General features: G+C 42.3%; 1 protein-coding gene. It reads right to left on the reverse strand.

The window, feature by feature from the left end; genetic code table 11:
* The coding region (locus tag PZE06_RS27100) for a DoxX family membrane protein (protein WP_275792253.1) at positions 1–345 on the reverse strand (345 nt) is incomplete at both ends.

Genomic DNA, 345 nt, shown 5'->3' on the forward strand with positions numbered 1-345 from the left:
CTGCTGCAATAAACACTCCCATCAAAATATCTGTTGGGTTATGAGATACGGTACCGGAAAGCATGAATGAAAAATTCATTACTAGGGCAAAAAATGCTGCCGCTGTTGTCAAACAGCCAAGTATTAAGCCTAAACCTACTAATAATTCTCCCCAATCAACGAGGGGGCTAAATAAACCTGCATTTGGAACGGCAAAGCTGTCTAAAAATGATACCCAACCACTATACACTGGTGAACCATCAGGTCCGGTTACAGAATTGGCTACTGCACCTTTTAAAAAACCACTTGCATCAAATCCTCCTGTAATTTTTCCCCACCCAGCTGTCATCCAAGCCCAACCAAGAT

Source organism: Robertmurraya sp. DFI.2.37, assembly GCF_029211245.1.
Lineage (GTDB): Bacteria > Bacillota > Bacilli > Bacillales > Cytobacillaceae > Robertmurraya > Robertmurraya methanolica_A.